Here is an 18,297-nt window from a genome sequence, read left to right as displayed (position 1 = left end):
CATTAATGAAAATCCAATCACAGGTTCAACTTAAGCCTTTTAACACATTAAGTTTAGATGTTATTGCGTCTCATTATGTTCAGATTCAATCCGTAGATGATCTTGTTGAAGCGCTTAATTTTGATCAATCAGAACATTTGAATGTTTTGATTCTCTCTGGTGGAAGCAATATGTTGTTGCCTAAGCAAATGAATGCTTTGGTGATGCATATGGATATTCAAGGCATTGAATATTTAGCCGAAGATGAAACAAGTAAAACGTTAAAGGTTGGTGCAGGGCAAGTTTGGCATGATTTTGTACTTTGGACGACTGCACAAAAATTATATGGCTTACAAAATTTAGCACTAATTCCAGGATTGGTTGGTGCTTCTCCAGTGCAAAATATTGGTGCTTATGGTGTAGAAGCGGGCGAATTTATTCAATCCGTTGAGGTTTATGATCGTCAGCTAGGTCAGTTTAGTTCGATTCAAGCGCAAGATTGTGAATTTTCATATCGACATAGTATTTTTAAAGATGATCCTAATCGTTATGTCATTACGCATGTTGTTTTTAAATTGCTGAAAAAAGCTGATTTGAAAATAAACTATGGTGATTTAAAAACAGCGATGGGGGATGAAATCACAGCTGAAAATTTACAAAAACAAGTGATTCATATTCGTCAAAGTAAATTGCCTGACCCGAAAGATTTTCCAAATGTGGGAAGCTTCTTTAAAAACCCAGTAATTACACAACAAGATTTTGCAGAATTAGTGATAAGGTTTCCGAATATTCCTCATTACCCTCAAAGCAATGATCGCGTTAAAATTGCTGCTGGATGGCTGATTGATCAATCTGGTTGGAAAGGGAAGAGATTAGAGCAAGTCGGAATGTTCGATAAGCAGGCATTGGTCTTGGTGAATTATGCAAATGCCAGCTTAGATGATGTTCAAGCAACGTATCGGGCTGTGCAACACGATGTTTTTAATAAATTTCATATATTATTAGAGCCTGAACCTGTGTTATTTAATGAATCAGGTTTAATTCAGTCTCATTTGGGGTAGTCATATGTCAAAACTACATTGGATGGTAAAATTGGTACGAATAGTCGCAGTTCTATTCGTCCTCTTTGGCTGTTTTGTGGTTTTTTTATATACACCATTTTATTCAAGTTTTATGGTGAAAGCTTTAAATGCTTTTGTTCCCGTTGAAGTGAATCAATTGGCTGCAAAAAGTCAGCAAATGGCGGCATTAACGGATGAAGAAAATTTAGAACCTGGTTCAGATTTATGGATTGCTCGTCAGGCGTATCTTAAAGTAATGGAAGAGGCTTTACGGAGTTCTGATCCTCAAGATTTAGGCTTAATTCAAGCGCGCTATAAAGTTTTGCAAGACAATATTAAAAAAGAACAAAGCGAAGATGATGAGGACGATAAACCTCAAATTCCTTTGATGCGTCCAGAACAACCCGCTTCAGAAGTCCAGCCAAGCCATGAAGCAAGTCAAGCACTAGAAATTCATGAAGTATTTTCTATGAACAGTGATGATGACAAAGTCTTGATGGAGCAATATATACATTTCTTAAAGACCCATGAAATTGAACACCATGCTGAGCATCCGCATGATGAAAAACAGCTAGATCAAGATATTGCTTATATCCATAATCAAAATGAAGATAAGAAAAAATCAACCTCACAACCTTATGCAATTGTAGTCTTGGGTGGCGGTTTAACTTTAGATAAAAATCAAAAAGATATTGTGGTAAATGAATATACCCGTTTAAGATTAGAAAAGACTTTAGATGTTGAGCAAAAAACTAAACTACCGATTGTACTAAGTGGAGTGGAAGCACCATTTATGCAGACATGGTTAAATCAACATCATGTAGAAGCGAAATTATTAGAAAACCGAAGTATGAACACCTGTGAAAATACTCGTTTTAGCTCATTATTATTACAAAAAAAAGGAGGAGCACCGACCGTGTTACTCATTACTGACCGATATCATATGCCGAGAACGCGACGTTTATTTGCATTAAATGGCATTGAAACAATTCCTGTAGAAGCGCCTATGCCAACTCAATTAACAGCATGGAAACCGAGCATACAAAATTATGACCATAGTCGTCGTGCCAATTATGAAATGTTGGCGACAATACGCGATATGCTTTTTGGTTCAAGTGGTTGTAGGGAGGTTCCATAATGTCTGATATTCCTTTTTTAAATCCGACAGTCCTTAAACAGCTTGATTTACCTGTTCCAAGTCGTGATGTGACACCGCAATTACTTGAGCCTTTAAACTTAAACCGCCCATTCTCTGCATCTAGAGAGATTCAAGCATATTGTCGTTTATACGGTTTTGACAGTCTGGATTGTGAACACTGGCAGGGCTATATCAAAATGCCTTTGTTTAAATTACATGTACAAGTTTTTCAGCCGAAAATAGAAAAAATAAAAGGTACGGTTTGTTTATTACATGGTTATTTAGAACATAGTGGTATTTATCAACCGATTGTCAAAGAGCTTATAGAGCAAGGTTTTAGTGTAATTACCTATGACTTACCTGGACATGGTTTAAGTGATGGGTCGCCTGCAAATATTAAAAACTTTGACCATTATCAACAGGTTTTACATGCGGTTCATCAATATGTAAAAAATGCCAGCCAATTGCCTAAACCGTGGCTTGGCATCGGGCAAAGTACAGGTGGTGCAATTTGGATGCATCATTTATTAGAATATGCACAACGCCGTGAAAATCCAATTGTCGAACGAGTATTATTACTATCACCTCTGATTCGTCCTGCGAAATCGGCTTGGTGGCACAATTCAATTGGTTTAGGCATTATTCGCCGTATTAAAAGAGAAGTTCCGCGCCATTTTAAGCGTAATAATCATAATCCTGAATTTTTACGTTTTGTCCGTTTAAAAGATCCTCTACAACCCAGAATGATGGGTATGGATTGGATTTTGGCGATGTCAAAATGGATGCAAGAAATGGAAGAACGGCCTGCTTGTCGTATTCCAGTCTGGCTTGCTCAAGGTGCTCAGGATCAGACAGTGGATTGGCGTTATAATATTGAATTTATTCGTCAAAAGTTTCGTTTACAAACGTTGTTAATGCTAGAAGAAGGTTCGCATCAATTGATTAATGAACGTGCTGATATTCGTGCTGCTTTAACAGGACTAATTCCTGCATTTCTAAATGCACATTCGACTGGGAATTATTACTAATTCTTTCATTTATGAGTAAAAGTAGATTTTAAGATAAAAATGGCTATTTTAAATAGCCATTTTTTTAGGTAAAAAGTTTTTTCACATTTAGAATAATTTTAAAAGAATCCAGAATAATGCTGCTGAAAGTAGCATTGCACAAGGTAAGGTAAGTACCCAAGCCATTAGAATACTTTTTACAGTAGACCATTGTAGTCCCGATTTATTTGCGGACATGGTACCTGCAACAGCACTATTTAAGACATGGGTGGTACTCACAGGTAAGCCAAATTTATCTGCCGCAAGTATGGTACCCATTGCAACTAATTCAGCTGATACACCTTGACCATAGGTTAAATGGGTTTTCCCAATTTTCTCACCAACAGTAACCACAATTCTTTTCCAACCCACCATGGTGCCTAAACCCAATGCCAATGCCACGGCAACTTTGACCCAAGTTGGGATATATTGCGTCGCCTTATCCAGTTGACCTCGATAGTCTTTAATCACATTAATTTGAGCTGTGTCTAATTTTTCAAATTTTTGTTTTTTATCCAGTGCTTTTAAACTAGCACTGCTCAGATACATATCATTTCTTAAGTTTACCGTTGCATTATCAGGAACTTTATCAATAGATTTATAACGTGCAACTGATTGACTTAAATCTCTTGCGATCACACTAATAGCAGGAATGACTTTGGCATCTTCTTCGTGTTTCTGAATATACGTGGTTAAAACTTGACGAGCTTCTACATTGGTCATAGTCGAAGGTTGTGGTGAAAGAATAAAGGCCGTTTTTTCAGAAGCATTCACGAATGACTGTACATCTTTAGGATCCATCGTCTTATTTAACGAATAGGCTAAGGGGACGATACCAATCAAGATTAACATGATTAAGCCCATACCTTTTTGACCATCATTTGAACCGTGTGCAAAGCTCACACCTGTACAGGTAATGATCAGCATTAAGCGTGTAAAAAACGGAGGTGGCTTATTGGTTTCTGGTTCATCAAAAAGTTTCGCTTGTTTATTTTTAAGGAAAAATTTTAGGACTAAGAATAATAAAGCAGCAAAGAAAAAGCCGATTAAGGGTGAAAAGAATAAAGCTTTGACTACTTTTAAGACTTGTTCAGTATCTATACCGCTCACACCCGTAGCACCAGAATTAATAATTTGATTCATTAATCCGACACCAATAATTGAGCCAATCATTGTGTGTGAACTTGAAGCAGGGATGCCGAGAGACCAAGTACCTAAATTCCAAATGATTGCTGCCAATAGCAAAGCAAAAACCATTGCAAACCCAGCAGCACTGTTGACATGTAAAATCAGTTCAACAGGGAGTAAGGCGATAATGCCGTAAGCAACTGCACCAGAGGCTGTTAATACACCAAGGAAATTAAAGAATCCTGACCAAACTACAGCGACAGGAGCAGGTAAAGCATTGGTATAAATCACCGTAGCAACAGCATTGGCTGTATCATGAAAGCCGTTTACAAATTCAAAGCCTAATGCTGTAACCAATGCTAGACCGAGCATTAGAAAAGAAATTGCGTTTAATGGCGGTACATGCGTTAGGTCATCAGTCAAATGTATGCCTATATAACCAAGTGCAATAATAATGACCGAGGCAAAAATATACTTAAACCATGCGGGTGGTGCAGTATGGACATTTAAATTCGATGTTTCAGTGAGCTCATTATTCATTTTTTATTAATTTAGTTATTCAATTCAATAAAAGTTTGTGCTTAAAATATGACAAAAAAATTACAAAAATTGAGTTTTAAAATGATTGAAGACTATTGAGTAACAATCACTCAGGATGTAATTTTACATTGAATTGTAGATCTATTTATTTTATATAGATTTTTAAGTGTGGCTAAATAATTTAAAATATTTATTTAGCCACATAATTCATATTAAAAATAACAAATGAATATTAAAATTTTTCTACAGATGCCAGATTCCACATTCTGTAATAGAAATTTTCGTCATCTTTATTGTCACAAGTGAGCAGTTCTCCATCTTTGAGCCAAAATAGAAGTTGGGCATAGTTTTTAATTTCACGGTCATTAACACGTTGTGCCAAATGATGTGCTTTAATTTCCGCAGGATGTTCAAGTCCAGCCGCCGCAATCATTTCAGCCAGTGCCTTTAATGTATTTTTTTGGAAGTTAAAAACACGTTCTGCTTTGGTTGGTACATCAATTGCTTTTTGTCGCTCTTTATCCTGAGTTGCTACACCAACGGGGCATTGATTGGTATGACAACTTTGCGCCTGAATACAACCAACAGCGAACATAAAACCACGAGCACAGTTGACCCAATCTGCACCAATAGCCATGATACTGGCAATATCAAAAGCACTGATAATTTTACCACTCGCACCGATTTTGATTTGAGAGCGCAGACCTGCGCCAACTAAAGTGTTATGTACGAAAAGTAAACCTTCTCTGAGCGGTGTTCCCATATGATCAATCAGTTCAATAGGTGCAGCTCCTGTACCACCTTCAGAGCCATCTACCACAATATAATCAGGCACAATTTTTGTGATAAGCATGGCTTTAACAATCGCCATAAATTGCCAAGGCTGACCAATACAGAGCTTAAATCCAACGGGCTTGCCACCTGAAAGATCACGCAACTTTTGAATAAAATGCATCATTTCAATAGGTGTAGAAAATGCAGAATGTTTGGCTGGAGAAACACAGTCTTGGTCTTGACTCACACCGCGAATTTGAGCAATTTCATCACTAATTTTATCTTTTGGAAGAATGCCGCCATGTCCTGGTTTTGCACCTTGAGATAGTTTGATCTCAATCATTTTGATTTGTGGTAAAACTGCTTGAGTTGCAAATTTTTCGGGATCAAATTGACCATCGAGTGTTCTACAGCCAAAATAACCACTGCCCAATTCCCAAACAATATCGCCACCATTTTCTAGATGATAAGGGCTTAAACTTCCTTCACCTGTATCATGATAAAAATTTCCCAGCGCAGCACCTTGATTCAGTGCGCGAATCGCATTGGCACTTAAACTACCAAAGCTCATCGCAGAAATATTCATAATTGAAGCACTATAGGGTTGAGTGCATTGCTCATTTCCAATAGTAATTCTGAATGTTTTAAAGTCTGCTGGTTTATTGGGTGACATTGAATGAGTTAAAAAACGATAATCTTCTTGATAAACATCAATAATTGAGCCAAAAGGTTTATCTGCATTTTCATTTTTTGCACGTTGATAAACTAAACTTCGTTGTGAGCGGGAAAAGGGTAAAGCATCCTCATCAGATTCAATAAAGTATTGTCTAATTTCAGGTCTAAATCCTTCAAAAATAAACCGAAAATGTCCCATAATTGGGTAGTTTCTTAAAATCGCATGCTGTGCTTGTAAAATATCGTATAAGCCTAGAAAACTCAGTAAAGTCGTAATGACCCAAACGACATTCAGAAAACTGTCTGAAAAAAAGTAATAAATGAAATGAGATTCATGGAAAAAAATAATCCATGTTAAATAAATGGCAATAAAAATACAGAGAAACCAAATTGAAAATCTTGAGAAAAATGTATTTAAAAGCTGACTTCTTATTGCTTGAGCAGGGCTAGCCATTATATTAAATTGTCCGATCATTCTAATTGGCTTACGTTGCCAAGAAGCAAGGAAAATCTCAAGTAACGATTTGTTAGATATGAGAATGATTTTTAAAAAGCATTATAAATTTGATGAATAAAATCAATCTAAAATAATAAAGATGAGGATTAAAGCTTTAGGAGTTGATGAGTGTCATTACACTCATCAACTTTAAAAATAATTTTAAATGTATAAACCTAAATCTTATTCTTCAGCAGGCGGTAATAACATTAAAATCGATTCATTTAAAAGGTGAACAACATCTTCTAAAATATCAGTACTCTTAAATGATGAATCAAAAGCAATCGCTTGACCATCTGCAATGGCTTTTAGCTGGGTTGTAAACTCATCTGAAATAGAGAAAAGTTCACCATTTCCCCAGAATGCCAATGAATCAGATTGTTGAGTATAAAGAAGTCGAGATGCAGGTTCGATCATCAATTTATAACCTTGATCGATCACTTCACGTAAATCATCTACAGCAATTTCATCTGCTTCAGGAACGCTGTCTAAATATTTTGGTTCTGACATCAGTGCCATAATGGCACGATCAATATCATCTGAGTTTTGCAAACGTTCAAGAACTTGAGTTTTGAGATAAGCCAATTCTTCCGCATTAATTTCACCGACCTGAGCCACTTTTTGACGTGTAATATCAACAAGTGGGTTGTTCAGTTCAGCTGTATCAGCCAGTCGATTACTGGTTTGATCAACCATATCTGCAATATTAGGCATACGGAAACCGAAAGAGAAGGTTAAGCACTCATCTTCAGCAACACCATAATGGGATAGACCTGGTGGAACATAGAGTAAATCACCTGGGGCAAGCACTTCATCAAAATGAACATCCATTTCAGGAAGTAATTTTAAAGGCTGTCCTGCAACAAATTCAGTCTCGGTATTACACATTTGCCCAAGCTGCCAACGACGGTGTCCATAGCCTTGAACAAGGAATACGTCATAAAAATCAAAGTGTTTTCCAACTGAACCACCTTTTGGGGCATAAGACACCATAATGTCATCACGACGCCATTGTGGAATAAAAGGAAACTTTTTCCACATCTCAGACATATCAAATGAGTAATGATCTATTGCTTGAACCAATAATGTCCAAAGCTTTGGTAATTTTTGGAAATCACCTTTAATCAATGGTGAAGATTTTACTGTCCATTGATTTTGGTCTTTGTCTTTCTGCTTAATTAAGCGAGCTGTTACTGTTTCATCTAATGCGAGTTCTTTCACATCATCTGGTTCTAAAATATTAATCACTTCAGGTAGCGCATTACGAACCAATAATGGTTTTTTTTGCCAATATTCTGAGAGAAATTGTTCGGCTGTAATTCCGCCTAATACATCTAATGGTTGGGACATAGGAAATAGCCTAAGTAAATTTGAATCGATAATGTGGCTATTGTCTTATGAGATGAAAGTCGGTGCAAGTTTTTGTAAATTTATTTAGAGAAGACTAAATTGACACCTCTTGCAAACCTTAAGAAATGAACAAAATTTATAAATGGCAATAAATATTGATTAAAAGCTGATTGATGTAAGAGATTTAATCATTAGAGTTAATAAAAATTTATCAGATGATTTATATAGTTAATAAAATCATCTGATAAAATTCAGTTGGTTAGCAAGATATATGACTTCTATGGCAATTGAATGCCCAACTTCCTCAAAATTCCACACATTTGAATCATCGGCATACCCATCAACGTGGTTTGATCTTGTCCAATCATTTGCTCAAATAAACTAATACCTAAACTTTCACACTTAAAACTACCTGCACAATGTAAAGGTTGATCGAGTTCAATATAACGTTCAATTTCAGCTAAGGTTAAATCTCGAAATTTAACGTGGTAATGCTCAACTAAAGTCTGTTTAAAATTTGAAGCCAAATGTTGAACACTTAAAGCTGTACTGAAATAAACATTTTTGCCTGAATTAGCTTGTAATTGTTGAATTGCTTTATCAATAGTTAAAGGTTTTCCAATAAAATCTTGTGGTGCATGTTCACGCCAAGCAACTTGATCAGAACCAATGACAATAGCATGAGGATGTTGTTCAGCAATCACTTTGGCTTTTTCAAAAGCCAAGCGTTTTGCTAAATCATCCGCATGATTTTCGCCTTGAGGAGATTCATCTATATCAGGAGAGATACATTGATAAGCCAAACCCAAGCGATTCATTAAATCTTTACGCGTTTGGCTGGATGAAGCCAATATAATATCCAAAGGCTTTATCTTCTGATCAGTCACATTAACATCCATCATCAGACTGCATATTCCATCAGAATATCTAAAGGGACATAAGACAAAACAGCTTGATGACACGCTTGAAGTTTTACATTTGGCGCCATACCATTTTGGTAAGCCTCAACCCAACGAGTGACACATAAACACCAAAAGTCACCAGGTTGTAAACCAGGAAAGCCGTGCTCAGGTAGAGGGGTAATTAAATCATTCCCCGTTTTTTGAGAATAATTTAAAAATTCCGAGGTCATTTCAGCACAGACGGTATGCTGACCTAAATCACTCGGTGCTGTATGGCAAAATCCATTACGGAAATAACCTGTAATAGGCAGGAAACAACAACTAGCCAATGGCTCACCTAAAACGTTTAAACCATTGATTTTTGGATCTGGATGAAAGGACATAATTATAAATCTTGATTCAATTGAAACTATCATAATCAAAACTTACGATTTCTACAGCTTTTATGCAAAAGAAGCTAACCTTTTTTAGCATAATCATTTAGAATCTGTGCGATTTTTAATATCTATAAGAGAGCTGTGCATGAATTTTCAGCGTATGACTGACCTAGATTTAGCGGGTAAACGTGTTCTTATTCGTGAAGACTTAAACGTTCCTGTAAAAAATGGTGAGATTACAAGTGATGCGCGTTTACGTGCAGCACTGCCAACAATTAAAGCTGCTGTTGAAAAAGGCGCAGCGGTAATGGTTTTTTCTCACTTAGGTCGTCCTGTTGAAGGTGAACCAAAAGCAGAGCAATCTTTAGCGCCTGTTGCTGCTTACTTGACTCAAGTGTTGGGGCAAGACGTTCAGCTTTTCACTGATTATTTAGACGGTGTAGAAGTTAAAGCGGGTCAAGTGGTTCTTTTGGAAAACGTGCGTTTCAATCACGGTGAAAAGAAAAATAACCCTGAACTTGCGCAAAAATATGCAGCACTGTGTGATGTATTTGTGATGGATGCGTTTGGTACAGCACACCGTGCAGAAGCTTCAACTGAAGGTGTCGCTCGTTTAGCGAAAGTTGCAGTGGCAGGTCCTTTACTTGCAGCTGAATTGGATGCTTTAGGTCGTGCACTTAAAACCCCTGAAAAACCAATGGTTGCAATTGTGGCAGGTTCAAAAGTATCTACGAAGCTTGATGTATTAACTTCACTTTCAGATCTTTGCGATCAAATCATTGTGGGCGGGGGCATTGCCAATACTTTCCTTGCAGCAGCAGGCTATAACGTCGGTAAATCTTTGTGTGAAAAAGATTTAATTGATACAGCTAAAGCTATTGCAGCAAAAGTATCTGTACCTTTACCAACAGATGTGGTTGTTGCTGATGCATCTGAAATTGATTTTTCAGATTTCTTAGGTTCTTTGGCAAAAGCAAAAGCGATTGTTAAGAAAGTGGCTGATGTTGCAGATAACGATATGATTTTAGATGTCGGCCCAGAAACAGCACAAGCCTTTGCTGAAATCATTAAAAATTCAAAAACAATTCTTTGGAATGGTCCAGTTGGCGTATTTGAAGTGGATCAATTTGGTGAAGGCACGAAAGCGTTGTCTTTAGCGATTGCTGAATCTGCAGGTTTTTCTATTGCGGGTGGCGGTGATACTTTAGCTGCAATTGATAAATATGAAGTTGCAGAGAAAATTGGTTATATCTCTACAGGTGGTGGTGCATTCCTTGAATTTGTAGAAGGTAAAACCCTTCCTGCAGTTGCAGTATTACTTGAACGTGCATAATTATTTAAAATCATGATTGTTTAAAAGCTGACTGAATGTCAGCTTTTTTATTGCGTGCGATAAATTGTATGATCCATATTTAATATTTCTAATGAGGCATCTTATTTAAATATTGATATGCTCTTTTTATTCTTCTCTTTTTAGTGGAAATAAAGAGGCCTTATATAAGAAAATTGCTAATCTAGCTTATTGATAAATCAGTGATTCATAACCAAGTAATAAAAATGCAATATAACTGCAATAAACTAAGTCATATTGAATACCGAATCTAATGTGAGAAAGAGAATGAATTTTAAACGACTTGCTATTGCATTGATTATTGCTCCTTTGGCTTTGACTGCATGTTCTAAACAAGAAAAAGCACCTGCCTCTGAGCAAACGTCTGCTTCAGCAGCAACTACAGATTCAGTGCAAGTCACAGCGGAACAACAGGCAGCTATTGATGCGATTGATAAACCCGTTTTAGATGAAAAAAATACGGATGTTTCTGCTGAAAAAGCCAATGCACCTGCAGAAGTCGCAACACCAGCAATAGAAGAAGAAGCGCCAAAAGCACAATAATCTCTGCAATTGTTGTAATTTGTTTAAAAGTCCCTGCCAAAGCAGGGATTTTTGATGAAATAGTACATATTGTTGCTGAATTGAAATAAATCCGCATGTAGAATATGGGGCATTACCTGGGAGGACATTATGGCTCTTATTTCATTGCGCCAGCTCTTGGATCACGCCGGCGAACACAATTACGGCGTACCAGCGTTTAACGTAAACAATTTAGAACAAATGCGCGCAATTATGTTAGCCGCAGACGAAACAAATTCACCTGTGATCGTGCAAGCTTCGGCGGGCGCGCGTAAGTATGCAGGTGCTCCATTTCTTCGTCATTTAATTTTAGCGGCAATTGAAGAATGGCCACATATTCCTGTGGTAATGCATCAAGACCACGGTACTGATCCTGACGTTTGCCAACGCTCTATTCAATTAGGCTTCTCATCCGTAATGATGGATGGTTCATTGGGTGCAGATGGTAAAACACCAACATCGTATGAATATAATGTTGATGTTACTCGTCGCACTGTGCAATTAGCGCATGCGTGTGGTGTTTCAGTTGAAGGTGAGATTGGTTGCTTAGGTAGCCTTGAAACTGGGATGGCTGGAGAAGAAGATGGCGTAGGCGCGGAAGGCGTACTGGATCATTCTCAACTTTTAACTTCAGTTGAAGAAGCAACTCAATTTGTTGCAGATACCAATGTTGATGCTCTAGCAATTGCAGTTGGTACTTCACACGGTGCGTATAAATTTACACGTCCACCTACAGGTGATATTTTAGCCATTGATCGCATTAAAGAAATTCATGCGGCATTACCAAATACACATCTTGTGATGCATGGTTCAAGTTCTGTTCCTCAAGAATGGCTTGCAATCATCAACCAATATGGCGGCGACATCAAAGAAACTTATGGTGTTCCTGTTGAACAGTTGGTTGAAGCAATTAAACATGGTGTTCGTAAAATTAACATCGATACAGATTTGCGTTTAGCATCTACAGGTGCGATGCGTCGTATGATGGCTGAAAAACCAAGCGAATTTGATCCACGTAAATTCTTTGCAGAAACTGTGACTGCAATGAAGCAAATCTGTGTAGATCGTTATACAGCATTTGGTACAGCTGGTCATGCTGATAAAATTCGTCCAATTTCTTTAGAGAAAATGGTCAACCGTTATAAATAATCTACAAGATTGTTTGTAATTGGAAGCCCACATTTGTGGGCTTTTTCATACATATATACATGAAAACTGGATAGAAAAATCAGAATATGGAACTTATATTTGCCGCTGCAATATGTAGTGTATTGGTCTCAATCCTTTTAAAAATCTGCAAAATAAAAGGCTATGAACCAATGCAGATGATTGCATCCAATTATGCAATAGCAAGTTTACTGGCTTATATTTGGTTCAAACCTGATTTGACACATATTTCTATTTCACATACACCATGGTGGCTGATTGTGATTTTGGGTATAACGCTACCTGCAATTTTTCTTTGTTTAGCCAAATCTTTGCAAACAGTGGGTATTTTAAAAACTGAAATTGCACAGCGTTTATCTGTTGTTTTGTCGCTTTTGGCTGCTTATTTTTTGTTTAATGAACAGTTTAATCAACTTAAAATCATCGGTGTCGTATTAGGTGTGAGTGCGGTTCTATGCATTTTATTTTCTAAAAAAGTAACATCAAATCAAACTATTGGTTATCAAGCCGTTATACCGCTACTTAGTGTTTGGATCGGTTATGCACTAGTCGATATCCTTTTAAAATATACGACTAGTTTAGGGTTGCAGTTTGCTGTGACATTAAATTTGATGTTTATCTGCGCATTTATTATCTCTGTTGTTTATTTAACGTTTAAAAAGACTCAGTGGACACTCAAAAATCTGATTGGAGGATTAATTCTAGGTATATTGAACTTTGCCAATATTGCACTTTATGTTAAAGCACACATGTTATTAAAAGATTCTCCAGCTGTTGTTTTTGCAGGGATGAATATTTTAGTTGTCGTCTTAGGTGTAGTCGCAGGGCTTCTCATCTTTAAAGAAAAACTCAAAGGATTAACGATTGTTGGTCTAATGTTCGCAGTAGCAGGGGTGATGTGTTTGGCGATGGCGATGTAAAACTTAATAAATATCTTCGTTGAACGTAGATTATTTAAAATTCCAGAGCAAGAGCAATCAAGTTTACAGTCTGCAAGCCGTGCTGAAAAAACAACAATGAATCAATATAAAGCAGGAATTGTAGGGGATCTGAACGTACTTACAGCACAAAATGCAAGAATTACAGCACAAAATAGTGTGTGGTTGATTCGTAGCCGTCAGTATCAAACAACAGTAAATATAGTTAGTTCGATGGGTGGGGAATGGGATTAAGCCAATATTTATCATCTTATTTCATTTGAATATTCTTGAAAAATAAAGAATGTTTATTCGAAGAGTGAAACTTTAAATTAGAAACAAAGTTCATTATTTAAAAATAGTTTACGTAGAATTTATAATGTATGGGTTTATATTTTATTGTTAATTAAAATCAATAAATTAATTGACAATAAGGTGATTTTTCTTCATATTCTTAATAGAACGTTATGTTCTTTCATTGAGAAAAGTTCTCGTATCCTTACCTCGGTAAGGAATTTTTTTGTCTATTTTTTATGTTCTTGTTCACGTAAAGAAAGATAGGTTGGTGTCTTTAATTTTGCTTGATTCCGTAATTTCATTTTTATATAAAAAACCAAAGCAAAGCAGGTAGTTGCAACTGTTAATAATAAGCCATTCATATAACTCATCAAGGAACTAATATAGCCAATGGTGGTCAAACGATTCATCATTTTCACGACTTGAGGGCTACTTTCGATACCTGTAATGGCCCAACTGCATAAATGTTCACAATTATTAATAATCAAATGATAGTTATTTTCATGCATGCGTGAACGCATACGACGTACCACTATACGACCTTTAAATTTAGGACGTTCATAAATACGCACAATAATTTTTCGATCGCGTGAAAACTTATCGATTGAAGTCATTTCAATTGGCTGCTTTTTAAAAAAATGAGCAAAACCTGAATAATGAATGACACGACCTTTTCCAGCATATATACCATGATGGCTATAACCGAAGTGTTTAACGATAAGATGCGTACCTAAAGGGTATGTTTTCGAAATTTTCTGCATAATTCACTCTTTTTCAATAAAGTGCACAACTGTCTTTTTATTGAAATTTGCCATTGAATTATACCTAAAATTATTCTGAGTTGTAGGTATGAAATGTGATTTAAGTTTTGTATTGATGTATAATTGTAATATAAGCTACTATTTTTTCATGTTTTATAGACGCCTATTTCGGGTTAAAATATTTTTATCCCTCTTTATATGAAATAAAAAAGTGAACCCGTTTTTATCTCAGTGTGCTGTGTTGCTTTTACTTACGCCATTCATGAGTATGTCTGTATCAGCAAAGGCTGAATATCAACACATGACATTAGGCAATAATATTGTTGATGTTGTTAAAATTGATGATTTAAAAAATTTAAGATTATATTTAAATAATGATCAGAACCAAGCATATAAAAAATTTGATGCTATGTCTAAAGCTTTAAAACCATGTGAAAAAATGACTTTTGCAATGAATGCAGGAATGTATCATGCCGATTTTTCATCTGTCGGTTTATATGTAGAAAAGTTTAAAAAAATTAAAAATTTGAATGAACAAATAGGGTTTGGTAACTTTTTTCTGCAACCTAATGGGGTAGTGGCTTGGAATGAGTTCAAGGCTGTGATTCAAACAACGCAAAAGTATAAAGAGAATTATCAAAAACACTATTTTAAGGCAAAGTATGCGACTCAATCTGGACCAATGTTGGTCATTGATGGAGAAATTAATTCTCAGTTTGAACCCAAATCTACTTCTTTAAAAATTAGAAATGGGGTGGGTATAAAAGACAATCAGCTATATTTTGTGATTAGCAAAAATAGAATAAGCTTTTATGATTTTGCTCAGATTTTTAAGAATCAACTGGGCATACAAAATGCTTTGTATTTAGATGGTTCTATTTCAAGTGCTTATATTCCGCAAGTACATAGAAATGATCAAACATTTACTTTAGGTCCAATAGTAGCTTATATTGAACCTAAAGGCAGATGTGATACGCCTTAATTATTCTACATTTTTGACGGTTCTAAATCCAACATGGCTGATTGCAAGGTTGTATTCTTGAGGCTGTCTGGATGTTGCCCTATATCTAGCACAATAATTTGAAGCACATAAATAAGAACCACCTTTAATGGTGTAAGCTGAATATTGTGATGCAGAACGTGAAGAAAGTTGAGCTTGCGTACCCAGATGGTCATCATCATGTGAACCCACAAAAGGGGTTCTGGTTAATTCCCAAACATTCCCAATCATGTCAAATAATCCAAAGCCATTGGCTTGAAAGCAACCCACGGGTGCGACATCAGCAAACCCATCTTTTGTTCCATTTTGATAAGGAAATTCTCCTTGCCAAACATTGGCATCGATATGGTGATGCACTGAAATATCTTGTTCATGGCTAAATGCTTTGGCCGCATATTCCCATTGTTCTTCGGTGGGGAGTTCTGTACCACGCCATTTGGCATACTCTAAAGCATCCTTTAACGTTACATATCGAATAGGCTCATTGGGAAGCGCTTTACGGATGGCGTGAATTCCCCAAGGATATTTCCAATTGATATTTTTTTCTAATTTCCACCATTTTAAATCAGTAACTTTTTCAGTCAGTTGAATAAATACGGCTGCTTCATTTTGAGTTTCAGCTTCTGTAATATAACCTGTCGCATCTACGAAGGATTGAAATTGAGCATTGGTCACTTCAGTTGTATCGATATAAAAATTAGCGACTTTACGAATGCTATTAAGCAGAGATTTTTCTTCTGGATAGGCATTATTATTGCCAATATTATAATTCCCACCTTGGATTTTCACCATGCCTGAAAGCGGATTTTGCAACCATTTTTCAGGTAATCCACGATAGCTTTGACAACTTTTTAGATTTCCTAATTTTAGTACATCTTGCATATTTTGAGTTTGTTGTTGATGGCTTGATGAACATCCTTGTAAAGCAAGCATCAACAATACATATAAAGTTGTAGATTTATAAATCACGTTAACATCCTTGTTATCTGTGTATATCAATTATGGATTAGACAGATTCTTAATTTCTTCTGGACCAATACATGTGCCATAGAAGCAATTCATTTGCCCATAACGATATCTAACGGGTGCTGAAACAACACCAACACGCTGTGCATAAGCATCCCAATCTTTGATCAGTTCATTTAACTTGTCGGGATGCTGGGTTGCAATACTGTTTTTTAAAGTCGGATCATCTTTGCGATTATACAGTTCCCATTGCCCTGTACCGTAAGGCTGTTCTTCGAAACGAATAGTCCAATCACCCTTATACAGTGATTTTTTATTATTGAACTCCCATCCAATTGCACGTTCAGGAATCGTTTTACCTTTAAATACAGAAGTAAAAGATTGTCCTTGCATAGGGATAAGTATCTGATTGCTATATGTTGTTGGACGCGTCGTTTGGGTCAGTTCAAGAATAGTCGGGACAAAATCAGAGACATGAAGTACATCTTTTTGAATTGAATTTTCTTTGACTAATTTCGGATAGCGAATAATGGCGGGAACATGAATACCACCATCGGCTAAAAAGCTTTTAAAATATGGCAGGGGTGTAGAAGCCACTTGAGCCCACTGTGGTCCTAAAGTGACATAAGAACCTTTTTTCCCCATATGTTCTAGGCGATTATCAAAGTTTTCATTGACCCAATCGGCAATACCATTCTTATCTTCAGTTGTACCTAAAGATTCTGGACTGGCTGATTCAGCACCATTATCGGACATAAATAAAATCAGTGTGTTATCTAAGTCTTTGGTGGACTGTAAGTAATTTAATACACGACCAATATTGTGATCAAGATTATCAATCATTGCCGCATACACTTGCATAGTTTTGATTTGTTTAGCTTTTTGTCGGGCATCTAATTGATTCCAGTTTTTGAATACACCCAGTAAAGGATCGTTAATTTTTGCATTGGCAGGAATCACACCCAACTTTATCAGTTTTTTAAAGCGAGCTTCACGAACTTTGTCATAGCCTTCTGTATAAGCATGTTCATATTTTTTTAAATATTGATCAGGCGCTTGTAATGGCCAATGTGGTGCTGTGTAAGCCAAATAAGCAAAGAAAGGCTGATTCTTTTTGCGATTATTTTTGAGATAAGAAATCATTTGATCTGTATAAAAATCAGATGAATAAAACTGTTCAGGTAAGTTAACTTCTTTTCCATTATTTAAATAGCGCGTTTTATAATTTCCAGGGAACATAGGACTAGCATCAAAGTGGGCAGCACCACCTTGAAGGAGGGTAAAAGAATCTGAGAAACCACGCGCACTTGGAATACTTTCAGGTGTTCCACCTAAGTGCCATTTTCCTGTCATGAAAGTCGCATAACCATTTTGTTTTAAAATTTCTGCAATGGTGATGACTTTGTCATTTAAGCGTCCTTCATAACCGGGTTTGCCTTTTTGCTCAGGTTGTAAAAACTCACTCATTGAACCGATCCCTGCTTGGTGGTTATCATTGCCAGTGAGTAACATGGAACGAGTGACTGAACAGGTTGGGCCTGCATAAAAATTAGAAAGCACAGCCCCTTGTTTGGCTAACTTTTTAAGATTGGGCGTATGTATTTCTCCACCGAAAGGTTCGATATCTGAGAAACCTAGATCATCAGCAACAATCAGTAAGATATTGGGTTTCTCTGTTTGAGCAGAAAAAGCAGCGTGATTAAGCAATAAAGTTGGAATAAAGCAGGCCAACGCTATTTTTTTTAAATTCATAAGAATTCCTTTTTTATGAATAGATGACTTAAATCAAAATCAGGTACAAATACGATGAT

The 18,297-nt window shown here is 36.4% G+C and carries 17 protein-coding genes; 9 read left to right on the top strand and 8 right to left on the bottom strand.

The features are described 5' to 3' along the window. The first annotated feature begins 5 nt into the window (after nt 1-5). From murB to B9T35_RS09950, 3 genes are read left to right on the top strand one after another with little or no spacing between them, the layout of a single operon-like run. Nucleotides 6-1,040, top strand: coding sequence for a UDP-N-acetylmuramate dehydrogenase (murB, locus tag B9T35_RS09960; RefSeq protein WP_265733442.1), 1,035 nt, complete (start codon nt 6-8; stop codon nt 1,038-1,040). Nucleotides 1,041-1,044: 4 nt separating this feature from the next. Beyond that, nucleotides 1,045-2,178, top strand: a complete 1,134-nt coding sequence (locus B9T35_RS09955; protein ID WP_086190957.1) for a YdcF family protein — start codon at nt 1,045-1,047, stop codon at nt 2,176-2,178. Beyond that, entirely contained in the window at nt 2,178-3,206 is a 1,029-nt protein-coding gene (locus B9T35_RS09950) for an alpha/beta hydrolase (protein WP_086190956.1), read from the top strand. The genes B9T35_RS09955 and B9T35_RS09950 overlap by 1 nt, the downstream gene beginning before the upstream one ends. A gap of 87 nt (nt 3,207-3,293) precedes the next feature. Here the strand turns inward: B9T35_RS09950 and B9T35_RS09945 are convergent, their stop codons facing one another. The 5 genes from B9T35_RS09945 to B9T35_RS09925 all read right to left on the bottom strand — a co-directional run bounded on the left by B9T35_RS09945 (nt 3,294) and on the right by B9T35_RS09925 (nt 9,472). Beyond that, nucleotides 3,294-4,892 carry an inorganic phosphate transporter gene (locus tag B9T35_RS09945; RefSeq protein ID WP_086190955.1) on the bottom strand — a complete coding sequence of 533 codons (1,599 nt, stop codon included), beginning with the start codon at nt 4,890-4,892 and terminating at the stop codon, nt 3,294-3,296. Nucleotides 4,893-5,124: 232 nt separating this feature from the next. Continuing rightward, on the bottom strand, nt 5,125-6,795 hold the full coding sequence (locus B9T35_RS09940) for an FMN-binding glutamate synthase family protein (RefSeq protein ID WP_086190954.1): 1,671 nt from the start codon (nt 6,793-6,795) through the stop codon (nt 5,125-5,127). 225 nt (nt 6,796-7,020) lie between these two features. Next, entirely contained in the window at nt 7,021-8,187 is a 1,167-nt protein-coding gene (locus tag B9T35_RS09935) for a cupin domain-containing protein (RefSeq protein ID WP_086190953.1), read from the bottom strand. A gap of 278 nt (nt 8,188-8,465) precedes the next feature. Further along, nucleotides 8,466-9,086, bottom strand: a complete 621-nt coding sequence (locus tag B9T35_RS09930) for a Maf family protein (RefSeq protein ID WP_213033366.1) — start codon at nt 9,084-9,086, stop codon at nt 8,466-8,468. Between the two features lie 2 nt (nt 9,087-9,088). Continuing rightward, nucleotides 9,089-9,472 (bottom strand): DUF2237 family protein, encoded by a 384-nt coding sequence (locus B9T35_RS09925; RefSeq protein WP_086190952.1) that lies wholly within the window; start codon nt 9,470-9,472, stop codon nt 9,089-9,091. A 139-nt stretch (nt 9,473-9,611) separates the two neighbouring features. Here B9T35_RS09925 and B9T35_RS09920 point away from each other — a divergent pair, with 139 nt between their 5' ends. The 5 genes from B9T35_RS09920 to B9T35_RS09900 all read left to right on the top strand — a co-directional run bounded on the left by B9T35_RS09920 (nt 9,612) and on the right by B9T35_RS09900 (nt 13,717). Then, nucleotides 9,612-10,799, top strand: a complete 1,188-nt coding sequence (locus tag B9T35_RS09920; RefSeq protein WP_086190951.1) for a phosphoglycerate kinase — start codon at nt 9,612-9,614, stop codon at nt 10,797-10,799. Between the two features lie 285 nt (nt 10,800-11,084). Beyond that, a complete protein-coding gene (locus tag B9T35_RS09915; RefSeq protein ID WP_086190950.1) occupies nt 11,085-11,360 on the top strand; it encodes a hypothetical protein in 276 nt (91 codons plus the stop codon). A gap of 129 nt (nt 11,361-11,489) precedes the next feature. Beyond that, on the top strand, nt 11,490-12,527 hold the full coding sequence (gene fba, locus B9T35_RS09910; protein WP_086190949.1) for a class II fructose-bisphosphate aldolase: 1,038 nt from the start codon (nt 11,490-11,492) through the stop codon (nt 12,525-12,527). Between the two features lie 86 nt (nt 12,528-12,613). Continuing rightward, nucleotides 12,614-13,465, top strand: a complete 852-nt coding sequence (locus tag B9T35_RS09905; RefSeq protein ID WP_086190948.1) for a DMT family transporter — start codon at nt 12,614-12,616, stop codon at nt 13,463-13,465. Between the two features lie 96 nt (nt 13,466-13,561). Further along, nucleotides 13,562-13,717: a hypothetical protein gene (locus tag B9T35_RS09900; protein ID WP_228147120.1), complete on the top strand. Its 156-nt coding sequence runs from the start codon at nt 13,562-13,564 to the stop codon at nt 13,715-13,717. Nucleotides 13,718-13,986: 269 nt separating this feature from the next. Here the strand turns inward: B9T35_RS09900 and B9T35_RS09895 are convergent, their stop codons facing one another. Further along, a complete protein-coding gene (locus tag B9T35_RS09895) occupies nt 13,987-14,520 on the bottom strand; it encodes a lecithin retinol acyltransferase family protein (RefSeq protein WP_086190947.1) in 534 nt (177 codons plus the stop codon). 262 nt (nt 14,521-14,782) lie between these two features. Here B9T35_RS09895 and B9T35_RS09890 point away from each other — a divergent pair, with 262 nt between their 5' ends. Then, nucleotides 14,783-15,502, top strand: coding sequence for a phosphodiester glycosidase family protein (locus B9T35_RS09890; RefSeq protein ID WP_213033365.1), 720 nt, complete (start codon nt 14,783-14,785; stop codon nt 15,500-15,502). Here B9T35_RS09890 and B9T35_RS09885 read toward each other — a convergent pair whose 3' ends face one another. Continuing rightward, nucleotides 15,503-16,453 (bottom strand): SUMF1/EgtB/PvdO family nonheme iron enzyme, encoded by a 951-nt coding sequence (locus B9T35_RS09885; RefSeq protein WP_086191087.1) that lies wholly within the window; start codon nt 16,451-16,453, stop codon nt 15,503-15,505. It lies immediately after the preceding gene. A 66-nt stretch (nt 16,454-16,519) separates the two neighbouring features. Further along, nucleotides 16,520-18,238, bottom strand: a complete 1,719-nt coding sequence (locus tag B9T35_RS09880; protein WP_086190945.1) for an arylsulfatase — start codon at nt 18,236-18,238, stop codon at nt 16,520-16,522. Between the last annotated feature and the right edge of the window lie 59 nt (nt 18,239-18,297).

Origin of the sequence: Acinetobacter sp. ANC 3832 (assembly GCF_002135415.1) — a bacterium.
Lineage (GTDB): Bacteria > Pseudomonadota > Gammaproteobacteria > Pseudomonadales > Moraxellaceae > Acinetobacter.
Note: the sequence above shows the minus strand (reverse complement) of the source record. Positions and strands in the feature narration are given on the sequence as shown.

Bases quoted from the DNA above. Each gene is read 5' to 3' on its own strand.
- murB (WP_265733442.1), top strand. From the start codon at position 6: ATGAAAATCCAATCACAGGTTCAACTTAAGCCTTTTAACACATTAAGT.
- B9T35_RS09955 (WP_086190957.1), top strand. From the start codon at position 1,045: ATGTCAAAACTACATTGGATGGTAAAATTGGTACGAATAGTCGCAGTT.
- B9T35_RS09950 (WP_086190956.1), top strand. From the start codon at position 2,178: ATGTCTGATATTCCTTTTTTAAATCCGACAGTCCTTAAACAGCTTGAT.
- B9T35_RS09945 (WP_086190955.1), bottom strand. From the start codon at position 4,892: ATGAATAATGAGCTCACTGAAACATCGAATTTAAATGTCCATACTGCA.
- B9T35_RS09940 (WP_086190954.1), bottom strand. From the start codon at position 6,795: ATGGCTAGCCCTGCTCAAGCAATAAGAAGTCAGCTTTTAAATACATTT.
- B9T35_RS09935 (WP_086190953.1), bottom strand. From the start codon at position 8,187: ATGTCCCAACCATTAGATGTATTAGGCGGAATTACAGCCGAACAATTT.
- B9T35_RS09930 (WP_213033366.1), bottom strand. From the start codon at position 9,086: ATGGATGTTAATGTGACTGATCAGAAGATAAAGCCTTTGGATATTATA.
- B9T35_RS09925 (WP_086190952.1), bottom strand. From the start codon at position 9,472: ATGTCCTTTCATCCAGATCCAAAAATCAATGGTTTAAACGTTTTAGGT.
- B9T35_RS09920 (WP_086190951.1), top strand. From the start codon at position 9,612: ATGAATTTTCAGCGTATGACTGACCTAGATTTAGCGGGTAAACGTGTT.
- B9T35_RS09915 (WP_086190950.1), top strand. From the start codon at position 11,085: ATGAATTTTAAACGACTTGCTATTGCATTGATTATTGCTCCTTTGGCT.
- fba (WP_086190949.1), top strand. From the start codon at position 11,490: ATGGCTCTTATTTCATTGCGCCAGCTCTTGGATCACGCCGGCGAACAC.
- B9T35_RS09905 (WP_086190948.1), top strand. From the start codon at position 12,614: ATGGAACTTATATTTGCCGCTGCAATATGTAGTGTATTGGTCTCAATC.
- B9T35_RS09900 (WP_228147120.1), top strand. From the start codon at position 13,562: ATGAATCAATATAAAGCAGGAATTGTAGGGGATCTGAACGTACTTACA.
- B9T35_RS09895 (WP_086190947.1), bottom strand. From the start codon at position 14,520: ATGCAGAAAATTTCGAAAACATACCCTTTAGGTACGCATCTTATCGTT.
- B9T35_RS09890 (WP_213033365.1), top strand. From the start codon at position 14,783: ATGAGTATGTCTGTATCAGCAAAGGCTGAATATCAACACATGACATTA.
- B9T35_RS09885 (WP_086191087.1), bottom strand. From the start codon at position 16,453: ATGCTTGCTTTACAAGGATGTTCATCAAGCCATCAACAACAAACTCAA.
- B9T35_RS09880 (WP_086190945.1), bottom strand. From the start codon at position 18,238: ATGAATTTAAAAAAAATAGCGTTGGCCTGCTTTATTCCAACTTTATTG.